Origin of the sequence: Palleronia sp. THAF1, from assembly GCF_009363795.1 — a bacterium.
In the GTDB taxonomy this organism is placed as follows: Bacteria; Pseudomonadota; Alphaproteobacteria; order Rhodobacterales; family Rhodobacteraceae; genus Palleronia.
Genome location: NZ_CP045420.1, coordinates 2,051,054 through 2,073,861, shown reverse-complemented (window position 1 = coordinate 2,073,861; position 22,808 = coordinate 2,051,054). Strand labels below are relative to the sequence as shown.

Annotated in this window: 20 protein-coding genes; 15 read left to right on the top strand and 5 right to left on the bottom strand. The window is 63.0% G+C overall.

Annotation, left to right across the window (positions count from 1 at the left end):
- Positions 1–22 precede the first annotated feature (22 nt).
- Positions 23–865: an FAD:protein FMN transferase gene (locus tag FIU81_RS10240; protein ID WP_124111634.1), complete on the bottom strand. Its 843-nt coding sequence runs from the start codon at positions 863–865 to the stop codon at positions 23–25.
- Positions 862–2,979 carry a 4Fe-4S binding protein gene (locus FIU81_RS10235; RefSeq protein WP_124111635.1) on the bottom strand — a complete coding sequence of 706 codons (2,118 nt, stop codon included), beginning with the start codon at positions 2,977–2,979 and terminating at the stop codon, positions 862–864. The genes FIU81_RS10240 and FIU81_RS10235 overlap by 4 nt, the downstream gene beginning before the upstream one ends.
- Before the next feature lie 86 nt (positions 2,980–3,065).
- Here FIU81_RS10235 and FIU81_RS10230 point away from each other — a divergent pair, with 86 nt between their 5' ends.
- Positions 3,066–3,839, top strand: a complete 774-nt coding sequence (locus tag FIU81_RS10230) for an ABC transporter permease (RefSeq protein WP_124111636.1) — start codon at positions 3,066–3,068, stop codon at positions 3,837–3,839.
- A 74-nt stretch (positions 3,840–3,913) separates the two neighbouring features.
- Positions 3,914–4,204, top strand: a complete 291-nt coding sequence (locus tag FIU81_RS10225) for a hypothetical protein (RefSeq protein ID WP_124111637.1) — start codon at positions 3,914–3,916, stop codon at positions 4,202–4,204.
- 68 nt (positions 4,205–4,272) lie between these two features.
- Here FIU81_RS10225 and ilvN read toward each other — a convergent pair whose 3' ends face one another.
- Together ilvN and FIU81_RS10215 are read right to left on the bottom strand one after the other, a co-directional pair.
- The gene (ilvN, locus tag FIU81_RS10220; RefSeq protein WP_124111638.1) at positions 4,273–4,830 is read right to left on the bottom strand and encodes an acetolactate synthase small subunit; all 558 of its coding nucleotides are present in this window, start codon (positions 4,828–4,830) and stop codon (positions 4,273–4,275) included.
- 89 nt (positions 4,831–4,919) lie between these two features.
- Positions 4,920–6,674, bottom strand: a complete 1,755-nt coding sequence (locus tag FIU81_RS10215) for an acetolactate synthase 3 large subunit (protein WP_124111639.1) — start codon at positions 6,672–6,674, stop codon at positions 4,920–4,922.
- Between the two features lie 324 nt (positions 6,675–6,998).
- Here FIU81_RS10215 and FIU81_RS10210 point away from each other — a divergent pair, with 324 nt between their 5' ends.
- The 6 genes from FIU81_RS10210 to FIU81_RS17085 all read left to right on the top strand — a co-directional run bounded on the left by FIU81_RS10210 (position 6,999) and on the right by FIU81_RS17085 (position 13,947).
- A complete protein-coding gene (locus tag FIU81_RS10210; RefSeq protein WP_124111640.1) occupies positions 6,999–7,817 on the top strand; it encodes a YihY/virulence factor BrkB family protein in 819 nt (272 codons plus the stop codon).
- Positions 7,818–7,912: 95 nt separating this feature from the next.
- Positions 7,913–8,989, top strand: a complete 1,077-nt coding sequence (locus FIU81_RS10205) for a TRAP transporter substrate-binding protein (RefSeq protein WP_124111641.1) — start codon at positions 7,913–7,915, stop codon at positions 8,987–8,989.
- Between the two features lie 166 nt (positions 8,990–9,155).
- Positions 9,156–10,241, top strand: coding sequence for a TRAP transporter substrate-binding protein (locus FIU81_RS10200; RefSeq protein WP_124111642.1), 1,086 nt, complete (start codon positions 9,156–9,158; stop codon positions 10,239–10,241).
- Between the two features lie 101 nt (positions 10,242–10,342).
- Entirely contained in the window at positions 10,343–11,230 is an 888-nt protein-coding gene (locus FIU81_RS10195; protein ID WP_254695894.1) for a TRAP transporter small permease subunit, read from the top strand.
- Positions 11,231–11,246: 16 nt separating this feature from the next.
- Positions 11,247–13,601, top strand: coding sequence for a TRAP transporter large permease (locus FIU81_RS10190; RefSeq protein ID WP_124111643.1), 2,355 nt, complete (start codon positions 11,247–11,249; stop codon positions 13,599–13,601).
- 193 nt (positions 13,602–13,794) lie between these two features.
- Positions 13,795–13,947 (top strand): hypothetical protein, encoded by a 153-nt coding sequence (locus FIU81_RS17085; RefSeq protein WP_320414774.1) that lies wholly within the window; start codon positions 13,795–13,797, stop codon positions 13,945–13,947.
- A gap of 153 nt (positions 13,948–14,100) precedes the next feature.
- On the opposite strand, the gene FIU81_RS16740 is transcribed toward FIU81_RS17085, so the two are convergent.
- Positions 14,101–14,556: a hypothetical protein gene (locus FIU81_RS16740; RefSeq protein WP_172971353.1), complete on the bottom strand. Its 456-nt coding sequence runs from the start codon at positions 14,554–14,556 to the stop codon at positions 14,101–14,103.
- A gap of 224 nt (positions 14,557–14,780) precedes the next feature.
- Here FIU81_RS16740 and FIU81_RS10180 point away from each other — a divergent pair, with 224 nt between their 5' ends.
- From FIU81_RS10180 to FIU81_RS10150, 7 genes are read left to right on the top strand one after another with little or no spacing between them, the layout of a single operon-like run.
- Positions 14,781–16,349: an ABC transporter substrate-binding protein gene (locus tag FIU81_RS10180; protein ID WP_172971451.1), complete on the top strand. Its 1,569-nt coding sequence runs from the start codon at positions 14,781–14,783 to the stop codon at positions 16,347–16,349.
- A gap of 49 nt (positions 16,350–16,398) precedes the next feature.
- A complete protein-coding gene (locus tag FIU81_RS10175; protein WP_124111644.1) occupies positions 16,399–17,496 on the top strand; it encodes a M24 family metallopeptidase in 1,098 nt (365 codons plus the stop codon).
- Complete coding sequence (locus FIU81_RS10170; protein WP_124111645.1) at positions 17,490–18,497, top strand: ABC transporter permease subunit; 1,008 nt, start codon at positions 17,490–17,492, stop codon at positions 18,495–18,497. Before FIU81_RS10175 ends, FIU81_RS10170 begins: the two co-directional genes overlap by 7 nt.
- 1 nt (position 18,498) lies before the next feature.
- Complete coding sequence (locus FIU81_RS10165; protein WP_124111646.1) at positions 18,499–19,413, top strand: ABC transporter permease subunit; 915 nt, start codon at positions 18,499–18,501, stop codon at positions 19,411–19,413.
- Between the two features lie 4 nt (positions 19,414–19,417).
- Positions 19,418–20,725 (top strand): short-chain fatty acid transporter, encoded by a 1,308-nt coding sequence (locus tag FIU81_RS10160; RefSeq protein ID WP_124111647.1) that lies wholly within the window; start codon positions 19,418–19,420, stop codon positions 20,723–20,725.
- Positions 20,722–21,699 carry an ABC transporter ATP-binding protein gene (locus FIU81_RS10155; RefSeq protein ID WP_124111648.1) on the top strand — a complete coding sequence of 326 codons (978 nt, stop codon included), beginning with the start codon at positions 20,722–20,724 and terminating at the stop codon, positions 21,697–21,699. Before FIU81_RS10160 ends, FIU81_RS10155 begins: the two co-directional genes overlap by 4 nt.
- Positions 21,696–22,649 carry an ABC transporter ATP-binding protein gene (locus tag FIU81_RS10150; protein ID WP_124111649.1) on the top strand — a complete coding sequence of 318 codons (954 nt, stop codon included), beginning with the start codon at positions 21,696–21,698 and terminating at the stop codon, positions 22,647–22,649. Before FIU81_RS10155 ends, FIU81_RS10150 begins: the two co-directional genes overlap by 4 nt.
- Positions 22,650–22,808 lie beyond the last annotated feature (159 nt).

Below are 22,808 nucleotides of genomic sequence, written 5' to 3'. Positions count from 1 at the left end.
AGTATTTGAAAAAACAAAGAAGTCAGAGCGTGGCGACCCGTTCGTCGGTGGTCACCGTGGTGATACGGTGGACACCTTCGGCAGCGCGCAGGCGCTGAAGGAGGGGGGCATCGGCGAGGATCGCGGCGGTGGAAAGAGCGTCGGCGCGCCAGGCCTGGTCTGCTTGGATCGAGACCGTGGCGTAGCGCGGCGCGGTCGGCCCGAAGATGTGCGGAACGCCGAAAGGTGCGGCGCTGGAGGTGGCGATCGCGCCGTTGATCAGCGTTGTGGTGGCTATGGGGCCGTGGGCCGGGTCTTCGATCCCGATGCGCCACGGGCCACCGGAGCCTGCGTATTCGCCGATGTTCACAAGGATGTTCATCAGGCCAAGCGCGTGCAAGCGGTCTCGGGCAAGGTCGGTCGCATAGCCCTGCGCGATGCCATTGAAGGTCAGCGCCTGACCGTGGCCGAGCAGGATCGAGCGCCCCTGTTCGACGCGGTCCCAACCGACAAGGTGGCGGGGCAGCGGGTGGCCCTTTGCCTGCGCGTCCCACAGGGGCTGAACGGTGGGATCGAAGAGGCCATCGGTCAGGCGGTGTGCTGTGTCGGCCTTCTTCATTAGGTCGCGGAACATGGGCGAGGGGCGTAGGCGGCCCGTGCGGTTCAGTTTGGTCAGTGAAGACGGGCGGTAGAGGGAGAACTCCGCTTCGACCGTCTCAAGCAGTGCTGCGATATCACCGATGGCGGCGCGCGCCTGCGCCTCTGGTGCGCGCAGGGTCAGAGAGACTTCGGCCCCCAGCGCGCGGCCCTGCCAGCGGATCGGCGCAGCGCTGGCGCCCATGGTGGCGAAGGCGGCTGAGAGGGCAAGGAAGCGGCGGCGTCTCATTCTGCGGGCACCCCGGCGTTCGGGTGGCCAGCGGCGGCGCGGCGGCGGCGCTTGGTGTCGACGATCAAGGGCACGCAACGGTCTGGATCGTCGTGGATCGCCACGCAGTCGAGGCATTGAAAGCACTCGGAATAGTCGATCTTACCGGATTTCTCGATTGAACCGTAGCGGCACTTCACGCGGCAGAGCTGACAGGGCGATCCGCATTCGGCGCGGCGCTCGATCCAGTCGCGGCCCCGCAACAAGCCGCCGATGGCCATGACCGCGCCCAAGGGACAGACGTAGCGGCAGAAGCCCTTGAACAACGTCATGCCCAGCACCAGCCAGAACACGGCGTAGACCACGTAGTACCAATCGCGGATGAAGTAGGTTGTGATGGCGGTCTTGAACGGCTCGACCTCTACCGTCGTATCAAGCTGCTGGGGTGTCCAGAAGACCCCGAAGACGAGGCTGGCGAGGATGACGTATTTCACCCACTTCAGGCGCGCGTCCCACCGCGCCGATGGCTCTATTTGCGGGATGCGCAGGATGCGACCGAGGTGCGCGGCGAACTCTTGCAGGGCGCCGAACGGGCAGAGCCAGCCGCAGAACAGGCCCCGGCCCCAAGCGACGAAGCCAAGAATGGCGACGGTCCAGACCAGTAAAGACACCGGATCGTACAGCAGGAACGCGTAGCTGCCGCCCTGGTATGCGGTGCGCAGGATGCCCAGGGGCGTAACGATGGATAGCTGCGCTTGGGCCCACCAGCCGATGAACCCCAGCACGAAAGCCAGGATCGCAAGGCGCGCGGCGGTGTAGTGGCGCATGGCCGCGAAGCGGTTCTGGCCAAAGGCGAGCAGGCCCACCAGAACCGTCAGGAATGTTGCGGTGATGACCAGATCGACAGCGCGGTTGCGCAGCGCCTCGACCCAGGCGGGGGTGGGTTTGCGGACCACGGGCCGGGCGAAGAAGCGTTCGGGGCTGGAGACTTCCGTTTCCAGCGTGACCGACCCGGTTTCGGGCCGGAACATGCCATGCTCGCGCGTGGCGGCGACCTTGAAGGTCCACGGGGCGGCGGGGTCCAGACCCAACCTACGGTCGGTGCGCAGGATCATCCCCGATCCGAAATCGACGGCATCATGCAGGGCGTCGGGCACATCATCGTTCAGACCGAACAGAAGATCCGCATCGCGCAGGGCCACGGGAAAGCCGCCTTGTTCCGCGCTGACCCAGTCGGGCGACGTGTTGCGGATGAAGTCTTCCGACACCAACCCGTGCCGCGCGGTTTCCACCGCCAAGATCGGCTCGTCGTTGTCGCTGATCTCCATGAAGTTTTGCAGCGCTGCGTAGCCGTCGTCGTCCAGAAGAGCGCGGGCGACGGATGGGGGACCAAGATCCACGAGCCACAGGTCCAGATACAGGCCGTCTGGATCATTCGCAGCTTCTGGGTCGTCGTCGGCCCATTGGGTGCCAGCGAAGGCGGCCTGGACCTCGGCGTTGGTGACGGTGTGATGCGTGACGATACCCTCGGCGACCAAGTCATCCCATGTTAGGTCTTCGGACACCGTCATGTCGGGGTAGGCCGGCGGGCCGGTGGCGACGCCGCCCATTTGTTCGCGTGCGACTTGCAGGGCAGCGGCCAAGATAGATTCATGTGCGATCCGCACGCTGGCCGTCGCCTTGGTCACGCCGTCCAGATAGACCAGCGCAGAGCCGCCTTGGGACTCGTCACCGTAGGGCGTGCCGACGACCAGACTGTCCGAGATCGAGTTGCCGGAGTATTGCTCGAAGAAGTCGTAGAACAGGTTTTCGGGCAGGCCGGACACGAAGATCGGCTCGTTATGCGACAAGAGCGTCACGTCGAGGAACCGACCGTCGAGGTCGAGTGTCACCAGTGCATTGACCGGCGCGCCGGAGAAGCCGGGCAGGGGGGCCATCGGTTCGGTCTCGAACACGTAGCCGGCCTGCGCGCCGCCAGAGTTCAACAACTCGTAGACACCCTGATCGTTCAGCGCCGCGCCAAGCTCCATCGGGGGGGCGACGTGGGGGGCCAAATCCTCTCGCGGCGTCGGGTCTGCCACCACTGCGAAGGGCAGCAGACACAGCAGGCAGACAAGGGCGTGGCGCAGATGCATGCCGAAACGATAGAAAGCCGCAGGCGCCTTAAATATGGGACGAAGGTCGCGATGCGGCGGGCGCGCGGGGCGCGCACTCTGGCCGCATGACGAACCCCCGCGATCCCGATGCCCAGACGCTGATCCTGTCTCTTGTGGGGCTGGTCGGACTGTGGGTCTTTGCCGCGTGGCTGTCGGCGGACCCAGAGATCCTGCCAGGCCCGTGGGAGGTAGCGCAGATTGCAGCAGCCGAGGCCTCCACCGGAGAGCTGTGGTTCCACATGGGCTGGACGCTGTTCCGCGTGGTCATGGGCTTTTCCATCGCCATGGCGGTGGGAATGATCATCGGGCTGGCGTTGGGCTTGGTTCCGGCGCTGAACCGCTGGTTCGGGCCATGGGTGGTGGTGGCGTTGAACGTGCCCGCACTGGTGGTGATCGTGCTGTGCTACCTGTGGATCGGGCTGAACGAGGTCGCGGCGATCACAGCGATCTGCGTGAACAAGTCGGCCATGGTCGCGGTCAACATCCGCGAAGGTGTCTGGGCGCTGGACCCGAAGCTGACGGATATGTCCCGCGCATTTCGCATGTCGCGGGGTGCGCGGCTTGCCCATGTCATCATGCCGCAGCTCTGGCCCTTCGTCGCGGCCAGCACGCGCAACGGGCTGGCGATCATCTGGAAGATCGTCTTGGTGGTCGAGTTCCTGGGCCGTTCGAACGGGGTCGGCTTCCAGATTCACCTATATTTTCAACTGTTCGAGGTCGGGTATGTGTTGGCCTACTCGCTGTCCTTCGTGGGCGTGATGCTGGCGATAGAGTATCTTATCCTGCAACAATGGGAGCGTCGGACCACGCATTGGCGGCGAACCGTGGTCGCGGGATGAAGGAAACTTACAGGGAAGTTGCCTGTTGACCTGCCGATCCCCATAACGGGACTGAACGTAACAGGAGTTACCCGATGAAGACGATTGCAACTGTGTTCGCCATTTCTGCCCTGACCGCCGGCGCAAGCTTTGCGCAGGACAACAACCCGAACCGAGAGGCCGTGTTCGACTACCCGACAATGGCTGGTATGAACGAGGGCCTGACCCAGCAGCAGTTCGATGAATACGACGGTGATGCCGACGGTCTACTCAACCCCGATGAGCAGATGCGGTTCATGGAAGACGGCTACACAAACGAGTCGCCCGTAGAACAGATCGCCGAGCCGACCGACGGTTTCCAAACCGACTCCGGCACCGACGACTGATCTGGACGCCCTGACGGAAAAATGCCTTCGCCCCTCGCCCGATGATCCGTGCGGGGGGCGATGTCGTTCTAGCCCCGCGCGAGTGCCGCCACACCTGTCCGGGCCATTTCCGACAGACCGAGGGGTCGCATGAGATCGGCGAAGGCATCGATCTTTTCCGGGCTGCCGGTGATCTCGAAGGTGAAGTTTTCCAGCGTTGAATCAACAACGTTCGCGCGGAAGATATCCGCGAGACGCAAGGCCTCGACCCGCTTGTCGCCGTCCCCCGCCACTTTGAACAGCGCCAGTTCGCGCTCCACCGATGCGCCTTCGACCGTTAGGTCGTGAACCTCGTGGACCGGCACGATCCTGCCAAGCTGGGCCTTGATCTGCTCGATCACCGCAGGCGTGCCGGTGGTGACGATGGTGATGCGGCTGGTGTGACCGGTGTGGTCGATTTCGGCCACCGTCAGGCTTTCGATGTTGTAGCCACGGCCGGAGAACAAGCCGATCACTCGCGCCAGAACGCCTGCTTCGTTGTCGACGATGATGGCCAGCGTGTGCCGTTCGATAACGTCGGCGTTCGGATCGCGCAGATCGTAGGCAGAGTGCTTCGAGGCACCTTTCTTGATATTCAGTGCAGTCATCCTGCGTCTCCCTTCGGGGCGCGACCGGCCCCCTTCATCGTTCCGAAAATACCTCGGGGGTCCGGGGGCCGCGCCCCCGGTCCGTCCGCCTAGACCAGCACCGCGCCCGGAGCGGTGATCTGCCCCTGCGTATCGGCATTCGCAAGCAGCATCTTGTTGTGCGGCTCGCCCGACGGGATCATGGGGAAGCAGTTCTCGTGCTTCTCTACCAGACAATCGAAAATGACCGGGCCATCGTGGTTCAGCATCTCCATGATCGCGTCGTCCAGATCGGCTGGGTCAGAGCATTGGATACCCTTGGCGCCGAAGGCCTCCGCCAGCTTCACGAAATCGGGCAGGGCTTCGGACCAGGACTGGCTGTAGCGCTCACCATGCAGCAGTTCCTGCCACTGACGCACCATGCCAAGACGCTCGTTGTTCAAGATGAACTGCTTCACGGGCATGTGATACTGCACCATCGTGCCCATTTCCTGCATGTTCATCAGCCAAGACGCTTCGCCCGCCACGTTGATGACCAGCGCGTCGGGGTGCGCCATCTGCACGCCCATCGCTGCCGGTTGGCCGTAACCCATGGTGCCTAGCCCGCCGGATGTCATCCAGCGGTTCGGATCCTCGAACCCAAGGTATTGCGCGGCCCACATCTGGTGCTGTCCGACCTCGGTGCAGATGTAGCGGTCCCGGTCCTTCGTCAGCGCTTCCAGCCGTTCCAGCGCGTGCTGGGGCTTGATGACCTTGTCCGAGTTGGTGAAGCCAAGGCAGTTTATCGCGCGCCACTCCTCGATCTGCGCCCACCACTTCTTCACGGCGTCGCCTTGGGTCTTGCGGCCCTTGGCTTTCCAGATGCGCAGCAGGTCTTCCAGCACATGCGCCACGTCGCCGATGATCGGCATCTCGACGTGGATGACCTTGTTGATCGAGCTGGGGTCGATGTCGATGTGCGCCTTGCGCGAGTTTGGGCTGAAGTCCTGCGTGCGGCCGGTGATGCGGTCGTCGAAACGGGCGCCGATGTTGATCATCAGGTCGCAGCCGTGCATCGACAGGTTGGCTTCATAGGTGCCGTGCATTCCCAGCATGCCCAGCCAATTGTCGCCGGACGCGGGGTAGGCCCCCAGACCCATCAGGGTCGATGTGATGGGGAAGCCCGTCTCGGCCACAAGTTCGCGCAGCAATTGGCTGGCCGCTGGCCCGGAATTGATGACGCCGCCACCTGAATAGATGATCGGGCGCTTGGCCTTGGCGATGGCGTCCGCCAGCTCTTCGATCATCGCGGGATCGCCTTTGACCTTTGGCTGGTAACGCGATGTGTTGGCCTTTTCGCGCGTCGTATAGGTGCCGGCGGCGAACTGAACGTCCTTGGGGATGTCCACCAGAACGGGACCGGGACGGCCCGAGCGGGCGACGTGGAACGCCTCGTGGATGGTGCCGGACAGCGCGTCGGTCTCTTTCACCAGCCAGTTGTGCTTGGTGCAGGGGCGGGTGATGCCGACGGTATCGGCCTCTTGGAACGCGTCGTTACCGATCATGAAGGTCGGAACCTGGCCCGACAGCACGATGATCGGGATCGAGTCCATCAGCGCATCTGTCAGGCCGGTGACGGCATTCGTCGCACCGGGGCCAGAGGTCACCAGCGCCACACCCACCTTGCCGGTCGAACGGGCGTAACCTTCGGCGGCATGAACGGCGGCCTGTTCATGACGGACGAGAACGTGCTTGATCTCGTTTTGCAGGAAGATCTCGTCATAGATCGGCAGCACCGCGCCGCCGGGATAGCCGAATACCACGTCCACACCCTGATCCTTCAGGGCCTGAACAACCATCTGTGCGCCGGTGATGGGCTTCGTCATGGGTCTTCTCCGCTTTGCGCGTCCGCGCCAACAAAAAGCCCCCGAGGATCAGGTCGGGGGCGCGTCATGGAAAACTGGTCCGGGCGTCTACCCGGTGCGCCTGTCTGGCCTGACTACTAGAAGGGGCATCACGTTCTCCAATTCAATGATCCGAGCGTTAAGGGGCTGCGCGGGCGGGGTCAACCGTGTTTGGCGGAGAAAAATGTCGCGGATGCGTGATTGGGCGAACGAAAGTTTCGTCTGGCTAAGCTTGAACGCGTATTTCGCAATCGGGAACAGGCAAGGGGGTCACGTGTTCGTCAGTTGAACGGATAGGAGACGACAATGGGCGTGATCGCCGCTGGCAAGTATATCTACAACGAAATGGACGAGAAGCGCCTTATGCTGGTGGCGGCGGGTGTGGCCTTCTACGGTTTGCTTGCCCTGTTTCCCGCGATCGGCGCACTGATGGCCATTGCCGGGCTGTTTACTGACCCCGCACAGGTGGTCGATACGCTTTCCACTTTGGACGACGTGCTGCCCAGCGCTGCCGCCGATATCATCAGCGGTCAGGCCAGCCAGGTTGCGGGTAGCGACTCCGACGGTCTGGGGCTGCTGGCGGGCGTCGGTTTGTTGCTGACGATCTATTCCGCTTCCAAGGGGATGCAGGCGATCATCGACGGTCTGAACATCATCTACGAAAAGAAGGACGAGCGCGGCATGGTCAAACAGACGCTGCTGCGCGTGGGCCTTACTCTGGGATTGCTGATCGGGGTTCTTCTGTGCGTCGCGGTCGCCGTTGTCGTCCCGATCGTGCTGGGATGGCTTCCATTGGCGTCGGATACCGAGTGGTTGGTAAGTGCGGCGCGGTGGCCGATCCTGCTGATCATCGCGGCGTTGGGGATCGGGTTGACCTACAGGCTGGCGCCCGTTTCGCACACCTCTTGGTCGGCGATCCTGCCGGGCGCTGCGTTGGCCTGCGTGTTGTGGATTATCGGGACGGCCGCGTTCGCCGTCTACGTGCGCCTTTTCGGGTCGTATCAAGAGACATTCGGTGCCTTGGGCGGAGTGGTGATCCTGCTGATGTGGCTATGGATCTCGGCGCTGATCGTCCTGCTGGGCGGCGTGGTGGCCAAGATGCGGGCGAGTGATCCGCAAAAGTGACCGCTTTCCATTCGGTCCACGCTCTGCTTTCAATTCCGTATCAGAACCGCCCCGCGATCCGTCGCGGGGCGTTTTCGTAACGAGGAGGAATAAGTATGAAACGTAGACAATTTATTCGCACGGCCGCGCTTGGCACGGCAGCCACCGGTCTAGCCGCGCCGCTGTATGCGCAGGGCAATCGCACGCTGACGATGGTGTCCACCTGGGGCCGAGGTCTGGCGGGTGTCGACGACAGCGCGACTTTCGCTGCCGATCGCATCACCGCGATGACTGACGGACAGTTGACGGTGGACTACCGCGCCGCTGGCGAGCTTGTCGGTGCGTTTGAAAGCTTCGACGCCGTGACCGCCGGACAGGCCGACATGTATCACGCCGCCGACTACTACTTCTCTGGTCAGCACCCGGCGTTCCCGTTCTTTGCCACCGTGCCCTTCGGCATGACAGCGCAGGAGCTGAACAACTGGTACTACCACGGCGACGGCCACGAGCTGCACAACGAACTGGCGTCGATCTTCGGGCTGAAGTCCTTTCTGGCGGGCAATACCGGCCCGCAGTCGGGCGGCTGGTTCAACAAGGAGATCAACGCGCCAGAGGATTTCCGGGGTTTGCGCTTCCGCATGCCCGGGCAAGGGGCAGAGGTGCTGGGCAAGTTGGGCGCCTCGGTTCAGAACCTGCCGGGCGGTGAGGTTTATCAAGCCCTGTCCAGCGGCGCCATCGACGGAACCGAATGGATCGGACCGTGGGCGGACGAGGCAGCAGGCTTCCAGGAGATCGCGGATTACTACTACACCGCCGGTTTCCACGAACCCGGTCCCGCGCTGACGCTAGCCGTGAATCTGGAGACGTTCGAAAGCCTGACGCCCGGCCAGCAGGCCGTGATCGAGCAGACCGCCATGGCCGGCAACATGTATACACTGTCGCTGTTCATGAAGAACAATGCGGCGGCTCTTGGCCGTCTGCAGACACAGGGCGTGCAGATATTGTCGTTCCCGGATGCGGTCTGGGATGCCTTCGGCAGCGCCAGCCAAGAGGTGTTGGAACAGTATCGCGACGATCCTCTGTATGCGAAGATCCTCGATAGCTATCAGGCGTCCATGCGCGACAGCGCCGCTTGGATCGAGACGTCCGAACGAGCCTACGCCACCCAGCGAGACCGCATCCTTGGGATATGATCTTGGCGGTTTGACGTAGAAAAACGGGCCGCCCATCGGCGTGGCCCGATTAAGTAAATGCTGCACATTTTTTAATGTTCCATCCCTCGGCTCGGATCGCTAGGTTCGCGGCACTCAAACACATGTCCACCCGATCAACGGGGGACACTTCGGGAGGATAAACTTGATGGATCGTCGTTCATTCCTGCGCACATCCGCGCTGGGCGGTTCCGCCGCCGCTGCCACCACCCTTGCCGCTCCGGCCTATGCGCAAGGCAAGCGCACGCTGACCATGGTCACGACCTGGGGCCGCGGTCTTGCCGGTGTGCATGACAGCGCGCAGCACGTCGCCGACGCCATCGGCGAGATGTCCGATGGCAACCTGACCGTCGATCTCAAGGCCGCCGGTGAGCTTGTCGGCGCGTTCGAAGTGTTCGACGCCGTGACCTCTGGTCAGGCCGACATGTACCACGGTGCCGACTATTACTTCGTCGGCCAGCACCCGGCCTATGCGTTCTTCACCGCCGTGCCTTTCGGTATGTCGGCGCAAGAACTGGTCAACTGGTATTACTTCGACGGTGGCATGGAAGCCCATGACCAACTGGGCGAGATCTTCGGCCTCAAGTCCTTCCTCGGCGGCAACACCGGTGCTCAGGCAGGCGGTTGGTTCCGCAACGAGATCACCGGCCCCGACGACTTCAACGGCCTGCGCTTCCGCATGCCCGGTCTGGGTGGCGAGGCGCTGGGCAAGTTGGGGGCATCGGTCCAGAACATCCCCGGTGCCGAAGTGTATCAGGCGCTGTCGTCCGGTGCGATCGACGGCACCGAGTGGATCGGTCCCTGGGCCGACGAGAAGGCCGGCTTCCAGGAGATCACCAAGATCTACTACACCGCGGGTTTCCACGAGCCTGGCGCGGGCCTGTCCGTCGCCACCAACCGCGAAGTCTACGACAGCCTGACGCCGGGCCAGCAAGCGATCATCAAGAACGCCGCGCTGGAAGGCCACCAGTGGAACCTCGCCCAGTTCTTGTCGAACAACGGTGCAGCGCTGCAGCGCTTGCAGTCCGCTGGCGTGCAGCTGTCCGAGTTCCCCGACACCGTGTGGGACGCCTTCGGTCAGGCCTCGTCCGAGGTGCTGGACGGCTACATGGACGATACGATCTTCGCCGACATCCGGTCTTCCGTGAACGAGTCGCTGCGCAGCTCTTCGGGTTGGCTGCAACGGTCCGAGGGCGCGTATCGCGCCCAGCGTGACCGCGTCATGGGCGGCTGATCGCACTTTTTGACAAACCTGCTCTTCGCCCGATGCGGGCGGAGAGCGTTTAAAGGCCAGAGCCGGACCAACCGGCAGGCCATATCGGGGGGAGGGACGCCGTGCTCGACTTCATCGTCTGGCTAGGCAGTAACATCATGCTGTCGTTCTGGCGTGTGGCACAAGCCATTGCGCAGCCGCACCTGTGGCTGGACTGGTCGAACGGAGAGTCTCTTGTCCGCTTCATCTACTATGGCGGTTCGGTTGAGTTCTTCTTCGTCGTCCTGACGCTCCTGATCATCTTTACCGCCATCGGCATGTGGCGCCACGCGATTCTGTGGGTCGCGGTGCGCGTACTGGAAGGCTTCGCCAACACCGTGGGCCGCGTCTGCGCATGGGCGGGGCTGCTGATGGTGCTGCAACAGATCATCATCATCTTCAGCCAGCGCATTTTCGCCTCGGCACAGATCGGCATCGGCTTCGGCACCCCGTTTTCGGCGGATGTGTCGTGGTGGTCCGAAGAGCTAAAGCTGTACAACGCCATCGTCGTGACGCTGTGCTGCGCCTACACCTTTGTTCAAAAGGGCCACGTGCGGGTCGACCTGATCTACGCGCCGGTGTCCTATTCCACCAAGAAGATCATCGACATGGTGGGTGCGCTGGTCTTCGTGCTGCCGATGGCCACGCTGATCTGGATGTATGCGTGGTACTTCATGTGGCGACACTTGGTGACGCCCAAGGTGTCGGCCTCTGACCAGCTGGACCTGATGCTGCGCAAGGCGACGATCCTGCGCTGGAACGTGGAAACCATCGGGTTTTCGCCCAACGGGTTCAACGCATACTTCCTGTTCAAGGTGCTGCTCGTCGCCTTCTGCGGCATGATCTTCCTGCAGGGCGTGGCCTTCTTCTACCGCTCGTATCTGGAGTGGCGCGAAGGCCCGGCGTCCGAGGATCTGTATCTCGACCGTGATGTCTCTGGCGGCCAAGACGCTGCCCCAAGCACCCATTGATTAAGAGGATGCACTGATGCTCTTCGGTTTGGACGGGGTCGAAGTCGGCCTGATCATCGTGTTTTTGTGCCTCTTCGGCGGGATCCTGTCGGGCTTCCCGGTGGCCTTCGCCATCGGCGGTGCGGCCATCGTGTCCTTTGCGATCATCGCGGCGCTCGATAGTGCAGGCATCCTTGTGCATCAGGCTGTCGATACCGGATCGGATGCCTACCGCGCGCTGATCGCGGACGGTATCGCCCCCGATACCATATCGAAGTTCCGCTTCCCCGACCTGCCGCTGTACGCCGAGTCCCTGTTCCCAGGCGGTTGGGAACTGGCGGTCGACCGCAACCTGTCCTTCATCGTGAATCGCATCAACGAGCGGGTGCTGGCAGGCCAGTCCATCGAGACTCTGCTGGCCGTTCTGATGTTCGTCCTTATGGGCATCACGCTGGAACGCAGCCGCATCGCCAACGATCTGCTGACGACGATGGCGCGCGTCTTCGGACCGCTGCCCGGCGGTCTGGCCGTGTCGGTCGTGGTTGTGGGCGCGTTCCTTGCGGCCTCCACCGGGATCGTCGGCGCGACGGTCGTCACCATGGGCCTGCTGAGCCTGCCGACCATGCTGCGCAACAACTATTCGCCAGAGCTTGCGACGGGTGTGATCGCCGCGTCCGGCACCTTGGGTCAGATCATCCCGCCGTCCATCGTGATCGTGCTGCTCGGCACGCTGGCGGGCGATCTGTATTCCACCGCGCAGGAAGCACGCGCGCAGGCCGTGGGCTGCGGCGATGCGCTGACCTATCTGGGCGAAGCGGCGGTCGTGTCGGTTGGCACCTTGTTCCAAGCGGCGCTGCTGCCGGGCATCTTTCTGGCGTTGCTCTATGGTCTCTACGCCTTCGGCTATGCGGTACTTAATCCGTCCAAGGCGCCGCCTGTCGCCACTGGTGGCGGCACCGGTGACTACGTCACCCGGAACGAGGCGCTGACATACTACTTGGCTATTCCCGTTGCGCTGATTGCGGCGTTGTTCATCGGCTCGGCGGCCGGGCTGATCGGGTCGCAGTCGACCAACGTCTCCAGCTTCTCGCAACAAACGACGGCAGCGTCCCTGCGCACCAACGTGTCGCCCCAGTGTCAGGAAGCGATGATCGACCTGCACGGGCAAGAGGCGTGGAACACCGCTGTGGCCGAGCAGCAGGCCATCGAAGAATCCGGTGGCTTCCAGCAGTCAGAGCGTTTGACTGAAGAGGAACTGGTCGCCGCCGAGGCAGAGCAGATCGCGAACGCGGCCCCCATCGGCACCGGTATCGCGGTTTTCTTCCTGCTCGCCGCGCTGATCCTGACCTTTGCGCGCGGCGTTGCGCCGTCGGAAGAGCCGCGCCCGCTGCAAATCGGTGCCGCCGGGATCGTTCTGGCCTTGCTGCTGGACATCGTCCTGATCTCGCCCACCACCTCGCCGGGCACGACCGTGCTGATCCTGCTGATCCCCGGCCTCCTTGTCCTGTGGTCCCTGCGTGAGGCCTGCGCGCGGCTCGCCCGCAACGATCTGATCCGCGTGGTCTTCCCACCGCTGGTGCTGATCGTGGCGGTTCTGGGCTCTATTCTTGGCGGCATCACCAACCCGACGCCTGCCGCGGCGCTTGGGGCAGGGGGTGCCATCATGCTCGCCGCGTTCCGCAAGCTGAAGGATGACGGCAAGTCGGGTAAAATCATCATCGGCACGGCGCTGGCTATCGTGGTGATGATCCTGATCGGGGTGAATTTCGATTTGCGCGTCGGTGTGGGCGAAACCAGCTTCGAGCAGTGGATCGCCTACCTGATGGCTCAGGCGTGCTACCTGTTCGCGCTGTTCGGCCTGCTGTATGCCTGCGTCGTGCTGTGGATGGGCGGCGTGCTGACGCCCGTGGTGCGCGAGACGGCGAAGGTCACCAGTATGGTCTTCACCATCCTGATCGGCTCGCAGCTTCTGAACCTTGTCGTGATCTCTTTCGGGGGCGAACATTATATCCAGCAGTTCCTGCGCAGCTTCGATAACGAGATGGTCGTCTTCCTGATCGTCATGCTGGTGCTGTTCTTCCTGGGCTTCGTGCTCGACTTCCTGGAAATCATCTACATCGTCATCCCGATCGTCGGCCCCGTCATCTACGGCGGTACGATGGATCCGAAATGGGTGACGATCATGATCGCCGTGAACCTGCAGACCAGCTTCCTCACGCCGCCTTTCGGCTTTGCGCTGTTCTACCTGCGCGGTGTGGCCCCCAAGGAAGTCACCACCGGCCACATCTACCGCGGCGTGATTCCCTTCGTACTGATCCAGGTGGTGGGCCTTGGCCTGTTGTGGATGTTTCCGGCCATCGTGACGATCGTGCCGGACCTCTTCCCGAACTAGGAACGCGGGACACGTCCTGGAATCCGGTTTGGCCTTTCGGATAGGGGGCCAAGCACATGGGCGTGTCTTGTCCGAAATCCAGAGTCGGGTCGGTACGAACCTCCTGTCGCCCATCGTCTTGAACTTTGTCTTGGGCCTCGGCGTAGCCTTAACGTGATCTGACCTGTCGACCTCCGAGGCTGTGGCCAAGGACATGTCCATTTACCTGCTGTCCGCCATTGTGATCGAAAGGCCGCTGGAAGGCCGCTTGACCGATGCGTTGCAAGAGGCCGGAGCAACCGGCTGCACCGTGGTCCCGGTGAAAGGCGGCTCTGCGCGGTCGGGGCAGTGGACACGTGAGGGATAGATCGGTCGGCGGGGATGGTCATGGCTGTCTGCATGATCCGCCCCGCACGTCCGGGCCCGCTAATGGAAGTGGCCTTTGCCGTGGTCGAGCGTCATATCGGAATGGTCTCCGTCACGGATACGAGTGTGCTGCGCGCCGAACGGCTCTTGCCGCTTACGACATCCGCGCCCGCATCCCCCGGTCCAGATCGAGACCGACGGACTGCGCCAGGGACACTGCCAGCGGGGCCACATCGGGACGCAGAAACAGGCAAGCGATCATCATCGCATCTTCCCGCGCGCCAAAGGTAGCGGTCTGGGCGAAGAGGGTCAGCACGGCTTCGTCCGATCCCACGCAGCCGCAGGTCTCATGATGGGTCATCAGGGGGCGGCGAGCGTGATCGGCGATCAGGCCCAGCAGATCGCCCAGCCGCGATAGCAGCCGTTCCGCTCGGTAGGCGCCGAAGCGGGCGGTCAGATCCTCCGCCAGTTGAACGACGCCGTCGGGTTCGCCGTCGCACAGGCGAATGGCCCGGACCCACCACGCTTCGAATGGCGTCAGCGAATCGATGCGGGAAACGGGGGCAGCCCCCGATTGAGTGTGGGAAGAGGCGTGAAGGGGCTGGGTCATAGGTTCACCGGTCAGGGAATTTAATCTGACTAAATCTATCGGGATTTATTCTTGCTGTGCAAGACCTCTATTTTGTCGATCAGTGATGTTTGGCAGGTCGTCGCAGATTTCTCATGAAAGATGACGATTGAAGGGGCTGGACCCTTGCTGCGCGCGCTGCAAGGCTCTGCCCCATGAAGCCGGACGTCACGATCCGGTGACCGCACCAACAGGGAGTTACCCGTATGAAACTTCGATCCACTCTGGCCGTCTCGGCCATGGCCCTTGGACTAGCCGGAGCCGCCAGCGCCCAGCAAACGCTGATCTATTGCTCGGAAGGCAGCCCCGAAGGCTTCGACCCGGCGCTTTATACCGCCGGCACGACCTTCGATGCCTCCAGCCACACGATCTACAACCAGCTGGCCGAGTTCGAGACCGGCACCACCAACGTGGTCCCCGGTCTGGCCGAAAGCTGGGACGTGTCGGAAGATGGCACGCAGTACACGTTCAACCTGCGGTCCGGCGTTCAATTCCACTCGAACGACCAGTTCACCCCCAGCCGTGAGTTCAACGCCGACGACGTGATCCACACGTTCGAGCGTCAGAACGGCGAAGGCTCTTGGGAGTACTTCAACGCCATGTCGATGCCCGACCTGATCGAGAGCATCGAGAAGGTCGACGACATGACCGTGCGCTTCAACCTGACGCGCCCCGAGTCGGCCTTCATCGCGAATATGGCGATGGACTTCGCGTCGATCGTCTCGGCCGAATACGCCGCCGCGATGGAAGAGGCCGGCACGCCCGAAATGGTGAACCAGCAGCCCATCGGCACCGGTCCGTTCACCTTCGTGGACTACCAGACCGATGCCGTGATCCGCTACGCCGCAAACGAAAACTACTGGCAGGCCGATCTGCCGAAGGTCGACAACCTGATCTTCGCGATCACCCCCGATGCGTCGGTGCGTCTACAGCGTCTGCAGGCGGGCGAATGCCACGTCATGCCCTATCCGAACCCTGCCGACCTGGAAGCCATCCGCAGCGACGACTCGCTGAAGATGGAGAATCAGGAAGGTCTGAACGTCGGTTATCTTGCCTACAATACGATGGAAGCCCCCTTCGATCAGCCAGAGGTCCGTAAGGCCCTGAACATGGCCATCGACAAGCAGGCCATCATCGACGTGATCTTCCAGGGCGAGGCGACCGCCGCCAAGAACCCGATCCCGCCGACCATGTGGTCCTACAACGAGTCCATCGAGGATGACGCCTACGATCCCGAAGCCGCTCAGCAGATGCTGGCCGATGCGGGTGTCGAGGATCTGTCCATGAAAATCTGGGCGATGCCGGTGCAGCGTCCCTACAATCCCAACGCCCGCCGCATGGCCGAGCTGATCCAGGAAGACTTCTCCGAGATCGGCGTCGACGTGGAAATCGTGTCTTACGAGTGGGGCGAGTATCTCGAACGCTCGAAGGCCGAAGATCGCGACGGTGCTGTCCTTCTGGGCTGGACGGGCGACAACGGCGACCCCGACAACTTCCTGGCCGTGCTTCTGGGTTGTGACGCGGTGGGTGGTTCCAACCGTGCGCAGTGGTGCAATGAAGAGTTCGACGCGCTGGTGCAGGAAGCCAAGACCCTGCCCAGCCAAGAGGAGCGCACGCCGCTGTACGAAGAGGCACAGCAGATCTTCAAGGATCAGGCACCTTGGGCGACCATCGCGCACAGCCAGGTGTTCATGCCGCTGCGGTCGGAAGTCGAAGGCTACGTCGTTCACCCGCTGGGCGGCCACCTCTTCGACACCGTTTTGCTAAGCGAATAAGCAAGGCGGGGGCAGGGCGCGCGTGATGCGCGCTGCCCAACCCATCCCCATGACAGACCGTTATTCAGAATACCGCGACCTTGCACGGAACAGACAGGTCGATGCCGTGGCTTTGGTGCCCGGCCCCAATTTCGCGCGCTTGATGCGCCACGACTTCGGCACCAACGAACGCCCCTTGGTTCTGGTGATCCCGGTCGAAGGCGCCCCCGCCGCTGTTGTTCCGAACCTTGAGCTTGGCTCGTGGGAGGCGCTGGCGTTCGAGGGCGACGTGTTCGATTGGCGCGACCAGACCGGCTACGCGGATGCCTTCGCGGCCTTGGCACAGCACTTGCCGCTGGGATCGCTGGCCGTCGAAGGGCAGTCCATGCGGGTGTTCGTGCACCACGCCCTGCGCGAAGCCTACGGTGGCATTCCCATCACCGACGCCGAAACAGAGATCAGCGCGCTGCGCATCGCCAAGACCGATGAAGAGGTCGCGGCGCTGACCCGCGCCATCGAGATCAGTGAAACTGCTCTGGCCGAAGTGCTGGAGACCGTCACCATAGGCGACACCGAAAAGCAGATCGAAACACGGCTGCTTGGCGCCCTGTTTTCCCATGGCGCCGACGGGCTGGCGTTCCCGCCAATTGTTGCGGCGGGAGACAACTCTGCCAAGCCCCACGCCCATGCGCGCGCCGACTACCGGATCGCGGCGGGCGACGCCTTGCTTCTGGACTTCGGTGCGACATGGGGCGGCTTCTGCGCCGACATCACGCGCACCGTCTTCGTAGGCGATCCGTCCGCCGAAGGTCGGGACGTCTACGACACCGTCCTGCGCGCGAACGAAGCCGGCCACGCCGCCACGCGTCCCGGGGCAACGGCGCATGACATAGACGACGCGGTGACACGCGTGCTGGAAGACAGCCCCTACGACGACCGTATCCGCACCAAGACCGGGCACGGACTTGGCCGGGCGGTGCACGAAGCGCCTTACATCATGCGCGGCAATCAACAGGTGCTTGATTCGGGCTGCGTCTTCACGAATGAGCCGGGCCTTTACAAGCTGGGCGCGTTCGGCGTGCGGATCGAAGACGACGTTCTGGTCACGTCAACCGGGTCACGGTCATTGACCACCTTCCCCAAGGCGTTGCAGGTGGTGGGATGCTGAGATTCTTTCTCTCTCGCCTCGGCACCTTCATCCCCACGTTCCTTGGGGTGACGCTGATCTCTTTCGCTTTCATCCGCGTGCTACCGGGCGACCCCATCGTCGTCATGGCGGGTGAGCGGGGCCTTAGCGACGAACGCTATCAAGAGCTGAGCCGCCAATACGGGTTCGATCAGCCGCTCTACGTGCAATTCTGGGAATATTTCACCGGTGTCCTTCAGGGCGATCTAGGCCAAAGCTTCATCACCAAGCGGCCTGTCTGGGACGAGTTCTTCAGCCTGTTCCCCGCAACGGTCGAGCTGAGCCTCGTCGCCATTATCATCGCCATCGTGCTGGGCATTCCCATGGGCGTGATCGCGGCGGTGAACCGGGGAAAGTTCTTCGACCGATTCTTCATGTCCACCGCGCTGATCGGGTATTCCATGCCGATCTTCTGGTGGGCGCTGCTGCTGATCATCGTCTTCTCGGGCAACCTTGGCTGGACGCCCGTGTCGGGACGGATCGGGCTGCTGTATTACTTCGATGACGTGACCGGCTTCATGCTGATCGACAGTCTTCTGTCCGGCCAGTCCGGCGCGTTCAAATCCGCCGTGCAGCACTTGATCCTGCCGTCCATCGCCCTGTCTACCATTCCGCTGGCCGTCATTGCACGGCAGACGCGAAGCGCGATGCTAGAGGTGCTATCCGAAGACTACATTCGCACAGCCCGCGCCAAGGGCCTGTCTCCCGGTCGGGTCAATGGCCTGCATGCTCTGCGCAACGCCATGATCCCTGTGATCACGGTAATCGGCCTGTCCGTCGGCACCCTGATGGCGGGTGCGATCCTGACAGAGACGATTTTCTCTTGGCCCGGCATCGGCAAGTGGATGGTCGATAGCATCTTCCGCCGCGACTACCCGGTGGTGCAGGGCGGCCTTTTGATGATCGCGGTGATCGTGATGGTCGTGAACCTGTTTGTCGATGTTATGTACGGCCTTATCAACCCCAAGATCAGGAAGCGTTAGGATGGCTGATACCGCCCGCGCAGATGCCGTCGAAGCCGCAAGCACCGGTGGCCGTCCGGGTCGCTTCCGCGCCTTCTGGACCTCGTTCAAAGAGAACCGGGGTGGGGTGATTGGCCTGTACGTCTTCCTCGCGTTCTTCTTCCTAGCCGTTTTCGCGCCGCTCCTGGCGCCCTACGACCCCAGCGCGCAATTCCGCGACGCGACGCTGCAGCCGCCGTTCTGGCAGACGGGCGGGACGTGGCAATTCCCGCTGGGCACCGACGCGGTCGGGCGCGACATGCTCAGCCGTCTGATCCACGGCGCGCGGTTCTCGTTCTTCGTGGGCATCGTCGTTGTTGTTGTGTCAGCCACGGGCGGCATCATCATCGGGCTGATCTCTGGCTTTGCGCCCAAGTGGCTCGACACGCTGATCATGCGCCTGATGGACATCATCCTGGCCTTCCCGTCGCTGCTGTTGGCGCTGGTGCTGGTGGCTGTCCTTGGCCCGACGCTGCTGAATGCGATGATCGCCATCGCGCTTGTGTTGCAACCCCACTACGTGCGCCTGACCCGCGCAAGCGTGCTGTCCGAGCGGTCGAAGGACTACGTGATCGCGGCGCGCGTTGCCGGGGCAGGGCGCATCCGGCAGATGTTTGTCACAGTGCTGCCGAACTGCCTTGCACCTATCATCGTCCAAGCCGCCCTGTCGTTCTCGACCGCCATCCTCGACGCCGCAGCGCTGGGGTTCCTTGGAATGGGCGCGCAGCCGCCCACCCCCGAATGGGGCACCATGCTGGCCGACGCGCGCGAATTCGTGCTGCGCGCCTGGTGGGTCGTGACTTTCCCCGGCCTTGCCATCCTGATCACCGTGCTTGCGATCAACCTGATGGGCGACGGCCTGCGGGACGCGCTTGATCCCAAACTGAAAACGAGTTGACCTGATGTTGCGTATCCTCTCTCGCCCGCTGACCTCTGTGGTCGAGCGCTACCTGCCGGACCCCTTCGTGCTGGTGCTGTTCCTGACCTTGGTCGTCATGGTCTGCGCCATGATATTCCAGGGCACCGGCCCGGTAGAGGTCGTGACCATGTGGGGCGATGGCTTCTGGTCGTTGTTGAGCTTTTCGATGCAAATGCTGTTCGTGCTGGTCGCAGGATACATGATGGCATCGACGCCGCTGGTGCGCGGCCTGCTGGCGCGTCTGGCGTCCATCGCCAAAACACCGGGCGCTGCAATCCTTCTGGTGTCCATCGTGTCGCTTCTGGCGTCTTGGCTGAACTGGGGCTTCGGCCTTGTGGTCGGCGCGCTGTTCGCCAAGGAACTCGCCCGGCAGATAAAGGTGGACTACCGCCTGCTGATCGCCGCCGCCTATTCCGGCTTCATCATCTGGCACGGCGGTGTGTCCGGCTCTATCCCGCTGTCCATCGCGACCGAGGATCACCCCTTCGCCGACCAGATCGGCCTGATTCCCACGTCCGAGACAATCTTTTCGTCTTACAACCTGCTGATCGTGGTCGCGCTGCTGATCGTGGTGCCCTTCGTCAACCGTGCGATGATGCCGCCAGAGGGTGAATCGGTCTATGTCGACCGCGCCAAGCTGGACGAGGATCTGGTCAGCGACACCGACGCCAGCACGCCCGCCGAAAAGTGGGAAACCTCGCCTTGGCTGTCCTACATCATCGGCGCGGCAGGCCTGATCTGGCTGGCGCAGTATTTTATCGCGGGCAATGGCCTGTCGCTGAACGTCGTCAACTTCCTGTTCCTGACGCTGGCGATCCTGTTGCACGGTTCTCCGCGCTCGCTTCTGGCAGCCTTGCGCGAAGGGATCGAGGGCGGGGCCGGCATCGTCATCCAGTTTCCGTTCTACGCGGGCATCATGGGGATCATGACGGCATCGGGCCTTGCTGCGTCGGTGTCTTCCGGAATGGTCAGCCTTGCGAACGAGACGACGTTTGCCTTCTGGGCGTTCCTGTCGGCAGGCGTGGTGAACTTCTTCGTGCCATCGGGCGGCGGCCAATGGGCGGTGCAGGCCCCCGTAGTCCTGCCCGCCGCAGCAGAGATCGGCATCGACGCGGGCCGCGCCGCTATGGCTGTCGCGTGGGGCGACGCCTGGACCAACATGATCCAACCGTTCTGGGCGCTGCCATTGTTGGGCATCGCGGGACTGAAAGCGCGCGACATCATGGGCTTCTGCGTCGTTCACTTGCTGATCGGCGGCGTCATCATCGTATTGGGGCTGACCTTCCTATGAGCCTTCTGACCATCCGCAATCTTTCCGTCACCTTCGCCACCGGCACCGGCGCGTTCCGCGCGGTGGACAAGGTAGACGTCGACGTGAAGGCGGGCGAATTGCTGGCCATCGTAGGCGAGTCCGGCTCGGGCAAATCCGTCTCTATGCTGGCCGTCATGGGCCTGCTCCCCTGGACGGCGACGGTCACGGCAGATGAGATGAGCTTCGACGGCACCGACCTGCGCACGATGTCGGGCCGCGCGCGACGCAAGCTGATCGGCAACGATCTTGCGATGATCTTCCAGGAACCCATGTCCTCGCTGAACCCCTGCTTTACCGTCGGCTTCCAGATTAAGGAGGCGTTGCGCAAGCACACATCGATGGACCGGCGCCAACGTCACGTCCGCTGTATCGAGTTGTTCGAACTGGTCGGTATCCCCGCGCCCGAAAAGCGCCTGTCGGCTTTCCCGCACCAACTGTCCGGTGGCATGAACCAGCGCGTGATGATCGCCATGGCGCTGGCTTGCAAACCGCGCCTTCTGATCGCGGATGAGCCGACGACCGCTTTGGACGTGACCATTCAGGCGCAAATCCTGGATCTGCTGACAGGGCTGCAGGCAGAAACGGGCATGGGCCTGATCCTGATCACCCACGACATGGGCGTTGTCGCCGAAACCGCCGAGCGAGTCGCCGTGCAATACGCGGGCCAGAAGGTAGAGGACCAGCCGGTCCGCGCCCTCTTCGACACGCCCCACCACCCCTATACGGCAGCTTTGCTTGCCGCCTTGCCGGAACGCGCGACCGAGAAGACGCTGCCCACCATCCCCGGCGTCGTGCCCGGCCAGCACGACCGGCCCGCGGGCTGCCTTTTCTCGCCCCGGTGCCAATTCGCGGACGACACGTGCCGCGCCGTCGAGCCGCCGGTGCAACCCGATCAACTAGGGCGCGCGCGCTGCCACTACCCGCTGCACGCGGCGCAGGAGGCGCAGGTATGACCGCTGTCATCGAAGCAACCGATCTGGGCCGCGACTACGAAGTCGGCGGCGGATTGTTTGGCAAACCCTCTATCGTGCGAGCCGTCGCGGGCACGACCTTCAAGGTCGAGGCGGGCAAGACGCTGGCGGTCGTGGGCGAGTCAGGCTGCGGCAAGTCGACCCTCGCGCGGCTGGTCACGATGATCGAAGAGCCGACCAGCGGTTCGTTCTCGATCGCCGGGCAAACGGTCACGCCCGATCAATGGCCGTCCTTGCGCACCGACGTACAGATCGTGTTCCAGGACCCCTACGGATCGCTGAACCTGCGCCAGCGCGTGGGCGCGATCCTCGAAGAGCCCTTGAAGATCAACCGGCCCAAGATGACCGCCAAGGAGCGGCGCGAAAAGGGGCTGGAGATGATGCGGCTGGTGGGGCTGCGAGAGGAATACTACGACCGCTATCCTCACATGTTCTCGGGCGGCCAACGCCAGCGCATCGCAGTGGCCCGTGCCCTGATGCTAGAGCCGAAACTGCTGGTGCTGGACGAGCCTGTGTCCGCGCTGGATCTGTCCATCCAAAGCCAGATCCTGAACCTGTTGAACGATCTGCAACAGCGGCTGAACCTGGCTTACCTGTTCATCAGCCACGACCTGTCGGTCGTGCGTCACGTGGCCGACGATATCCTTGTGATGTATCTGGGCCGCCCGGTGGAGTTTGGCCCCAAGGACGCGATCTTCGACGCACCCCGTCATCCCTACACCAAGGCCCTGATCTCGGCCACGCCGTCGGCCGACCCGGCGACGCGACGCGAACGGATCAAGCTGGTGGGCGAAATCCCGTCCCCCCTAGCGGTACCGCCGGGCTGCGCTTTCGCGCCAAGGTGCTGGAAAGCGCAGGATCGGTGTCGGTCCGAGCGCCCGGTCATGGAAGGCGCCCCCCATCCGGCGGCGTGCTTCTTCCCGGAAAACTGACGCGCGACGGGCCGCGTGCCATGAGTATTTGTGAAAACAAAGAAGCGGTAACGCGTTCTTAACTTTCTTCCGGCAAATTGGATGGGCGGTACAGGCTGGAGAGCCGATGGCCGCAAAACGAAGAAGCGGCTGCCCTGCCAGTTGGCCGCAGCGCGGGCG

Bases quoted from the DNA above. Each gene is read 5' to 3' on its own strand.
- FIU81_RS10205 (WP_124111641.1), top strand. From the start codon at position 7,913: ATGAAACGTAGACAATTTATTCGCACGGCCGCGCTTGGCACGGCAGCC.
- FIU81_RS10225 (WP_124111637.1), top strand. From the start codon at position 3,914: ATGAAGACGATTGCAACTGTGTTCGCCATTTCTGCCCTGACCGCCGGC.
- FIU81_RS10215 (WP_124111639.1), bottom strand. From the start codon at position 6,674: ATGACGAAGCCCATCACCGGCGCACAGATGGTTGTTCAGGCCCTGAAG.
- FIU81_RS10240 (WP_124111634.1), bottom strand. From the start codon at position 865: ATGAGACGCCGCCGCTTCCTTGCCCTCTCAGCCGCCTTCGCCACCATG.
- FIU81_RS10180 (WP_172971451.1), top strand. From the start codon at position 14,781: ATGAAACTTCGATCCACTCTGGCCGTCTCGGCCATGGCCCTTGGACTA.
- FIU81_RS10155 (WP_124111648.1), top strand. From the start codon at position 20,722: ATGAGCCTTCTGACCATCCGCAATCTTTCCGTCACCTTCGCCACCGGC.
- FIU81_RS10200 (WP_124111642.1), top strand. From the start codon at position 9,156: ATGGATCGTCGTTCATTCCTGCGCACATCCGCGCTGGGCGGTTCCGCC.
- FIU81_RS16740 (WP_172971353.1), bottom strand. From the start codon at position 14,556: ATGACCCAGCCCCTTCACGCCTCTTCCCACACTCAATCGGGGGCTGCC.
- FIU81_RS10190 (WP_124111643.1), top strand. From the start codon at position 11,247: ATGCTCTTCGGTTTGGACGGGGTCGAAGTCGGCCTGATCATCGTGTTT.
- ilvN (WP_124111638.1), bottom strand. From the start codon at position 4,830: ATGACTGCACTGAATATCAAGAAAGGTGCCTCGAAGCACTCTGCCTAC.
- FIU81_RS17085 (WP_320414774.1), top strand. From the start codon at position 13,795: ATGTCCATTTACCTGCTGTCCGCCATTGTGATCGAAAGGCCGCTGGAA.
- FIU81_RS10150 (WP_124111649.1), top strand. From the start codon at position 21,696: ATGACCGCTGTCATCGAAGCAACCGATCTGGGCCGCGACTACGAAGTC.
- FIU81_RS10235 (WP_124111635.1), bottom strand. From the start codon at position 2,979: ATGCATCTGCGCCACGCCCTTGTCTGCCTGCTGTGTCTGCTGCCCTTC.
- FIU81_RS10230 (WP_124111636.1), top strand. From the start codon at position 3,066: ATGACGAACCCCCGCGATCCCGATGCCCAGACGCTGATCCTGTCTCTT.
- FIU81_RS10160 (WP_124111647.1), top strand. From the start codon at position 19,418: ATGTTGCGTATCCTCTCTCGCCCGCTGACCTCTGTGGTCGAGCGCTAC.
- FIU81_RS10170 (WP_124111645.1), top strand. From the start codon at position 17,490: ATGCTGAGATTCTTTCTCTCTCGCCTCGGCACCTTCATCCCCACGTTC.
- FIU81_RS10175 (WP_124111644.1), top strand. From the start codon at position 16,399: ATGACAGACCGTTATTCAGAATACCGCGACCTTGCACGGAACAGACAG.
- FIU81_RS10210 (WP_124111640.1), top strand. From the start codon at position 6,999: ATGGGCGTGATCGCCGCTGGCAAGTATATCTACAACGAAATGGACGAG.
- FIU81_RS10165 (WP_124111646.1), top strand. From the start codon at position 18,499: ATGGCTGATACCGCCCGCGCAGATGCCGTCGAAGCCGCAAGCACCGGT.